The organism is Lentiprolixibacter sp. (assembly GCF_982873095.1).
The window spans coordinates 1-3,188 of the sequence record NZ_CEYNTP010000287.1; the positions used below are offsets into that span (position 1 = coordinate 1).

Below are 3,188 nucleotides of genomic sequence, written 5' to 3' on the forward strand. Positions count from 1 at the left end.
GCTCAAGAATATGTATTTTGCCTTTTTGAGTGAAACCCCCGGGATAGAACAACAGCTTTACACCAATATCCTGAGACTGTTGAATGGAAATAATGGCAAGGGGGCCTCATCAATAACAGCCAGCCCCTCCATAATTGATGAACTTGCCGTGCAGGTATCCCGCGAAAAAAGAAAATGGGAAAGTGGGTTGAACTTGAATTTTCCTAAGGGCAAACCTCATATTGTCCATATCAAACCTGAATTCAATATTCTTCCCCTTATCTCCAAGTATTTCCGGACAGCCTATCCTTCCGGCAACTGGGTTATTTATGACCAGGTGAGGAATTACGGATTGTTTTTCAATGGGTCTAACGTGCGTTTTGTAAAGGACATCCCTGCCCATTTTTTAATGGCCGAGGCTGCCTGATGCTACCCCCGATTAACAGCAAGCTTTAACTTTTCATAAATAAAGCCAGCTTCCATTTTATGCTGCAAAAACGTAACTTAGCCGCTTTGTTTGCAGGATGATCGATTTCGAGGAAAACATTGAGGTTAAAGGCGCACGGGTTCACAATCTTAAGAACATAGATGTAACCATTCCAAGGGAGAAATTGGTGGTGATCACAGGTTTGTCCGGGAGTGGAAAATCCTCCCTTGCCTTCGACACCATTTATGCTGAAGGTCAACGTCGATACATAGAAACCTTCTCTGCCTATGCCCGGCAGTTTTTGGGGGGACTGGAACGCCCTGATGTTGACAAGATAGACGGTCTTTCCCCGGTGATAGCCATCGAACAAAAAACCACATCAAAGTCTCCGAGGTCCACAGTAGGTACGATAACAGAGGTATATGATTTCCTACGCTTATTATATGCCCGGGCTGGTGATGCCTACAGTTACAAAACAGGCGAAAAAATGGTCAGCTATAGCGATGAACAGATCCGCAAGCTAATCATTTCCACTTACACAGAAAAGAAGATCAACATCCTGGCACCTGTTGTTAAATCAAGAAAGGGACACTATCGAGAACTGTTTGAACAGATTGCACGGCAGGGTTTTGTAAAGGTCAGGGTGGATGGGCACATCCTGGACATCGTGCAGGGAATGAAAGTAGACCGGTACAAGACACATGACATTGAGATAGTAGTGGACCGCCTCCTCGTTTCCGAAGAGTAAGACGTGGAGAAGCGCCTTGCCGAATCCATAAACACAGCCATGTACAGTGGCAATAATGTACTGATGGTCCTGGAAGAAGGTCAGGAGGTCCCCAGATTTTTTAGTCGTGACCTGATGTGCCCGAGTTCAGGAATATCTTACCCCGTTCCTGAACCCAATACGTTTTCATTCAATTCCCCAAAAGGCATGTGCCCGGAGTGCCATGGCCTGGGACATGTTTATGAAATAAATGAATCCAAGATTTTTCCAAATAAAAAGCTGTCCATAAAAGGAGGCGGCATTGCACCTTTGGGGGAATACAAAAAATCCTGGGCCTTTCGGCAACTGGAGACCATAGCGCGCCGTTTTGAATTTGATCTTAATGACCCTATAGAAAGTATTCCCGAAGAAGCCTACCGGGTTATCCTTTTCGGAGGCGAAGAAAGTTTTGAGGTCAACTCCAAAACCCTCGGGGTCACAAGGGAGTATAAAATCGATTACGAGGGTATTGCCAATTTTATTAAAACGCAGCATGCAGAAGCTGATTCCAGTAGCATCCGTCGCTGGGCAAAAGGGTATATGGACCGTATCCCCTGCCCTGCCTGTGATGGTTCCCGGCTTAAACTGGAATCTCTGAATTTTCGTATCCACGATAAAAACATTGCCGACCTGGCTGCAATGGATATTCGGGACCTGGCCAATTTCTTTAAAGGGCTTGATGATGTTCTGAAAGGTAATCAGAAACGCATCGCAGAAGAGATAATCAAAGAGATTAATGTCCGATTGAAATTCCTTTTGGATGTAGGGCTGGATTACCTTTCTCTTAATCGAAGCTCCAAATCCCTGTCAGGAGGGGAAGCGCAGCGGATCCGACTCGCAACGCAGATCGGTTCACAGCTTGTAGGCGTTCTTTATATTCTAGATGAGCCAAGCATTGGGCTGCATCAGCGGGATAACAACCGACTGATCAAATCTCTTGAATCGCTTCGTGATATCGGGAATTCCGTTATTGTTGTAGAACATGATCGCGATATGATCGAACACGCGGACCACGTGATCGACATTGGTCCCAGGGCAGGTAAACATGGCGGAGAGATCATCTCCGAAGGCTCGCCCAGGGAACTTATCGAACATCAGACCCTTACGGCCGAGTATATTTCCGGTGATAAAACCATTCCCGTACCAGAGCAAAGGCGAATAGGCAACGGCAAAACCCTGACCCTATCGGGCTGTACGGGCAACAACCTGAAAAATGTAACTGTACAATTTCCACTGGGAAAGATGATTGGGGTTACCGGGGTGTCTGGCAGCGGTAAATCTACCCTGATCAACGAAACCCTCTACCCCATTTTAAACGCCCATTTTTTCAATGGTGTGAAAAAACCCATGCCGTATCAAAAGATATCCGGCCTTCAGCATATCGACAAGGTCATTGATATCAACCAGTCACCTATTGGACGGACCCCTAGGTCCAATCCAGCGACGTACACGGGAGTCTTCGGGGAGATACGTTCCCTGTTTTCCAAGACACCTGAGGCTGCTATTCGCGGATATAAACCCGGAAGGTTCAGTTTCAATGTCAAGGGTGGCCGGTGCGAAACCTGTCAGGGCGGCGGCCTGCGGGTGATCGAAATGAATTTCCTCCCGGATGTATATGTGGAGTGTGAGACCTGCAATGGAAAGCGTTTTAACCGCGAAACCCTTGAAATTCGTTACAAAGGAAAATCCATCGCGGATGTTTTGGAAATGACCATTGATGAGGCTGTGGACTTCTTTGAAAAAATCCCGAAGATTTACCGAAAGCTGAAGACCATACAGGAAGTAGGCCTGGGCTATATTTCCCTGGGTCAGCAATCAACTACCCTCTCTGGTGGAGAAGCCCAGCGGGTTAAACTCGCCACGGAACTGTCGAAAAGAGATACGGGCAACACCTTTTACATTTTGGATGAACCCACCACGGGCTTGCATTTTGAGGATATCCGTGTACTAATGGAGGTGCTGAATCAGTTGGTTGACAAGGGCAATACGGTGTTAGTCATCGAGCACAATATGGAT

1 protein-coding gene and 1 pseudogene are annotated in these 3,188 nt (G+C 46.7%); both read left to right on the top strand.

The window, feature by feature from the left end; all coding sequences use genetic code 11:
• Positions 1–406: DUF4130 domain-containing protein (locus AC4E7D_RS13285; RefSeq protein WP_490174270.1), on the top strand; the 406-nt coding region annotated here is incomplete at its 5' end.
• Between the two features lie 97 nt (positions 407–503).
• Positions 504–3,188 (top strand): annotated as a pseudogene (gene uvrA / locus AC4E7D_RS13290) (excinuclease ABC subunit UvrA); the annotation flags it as partial.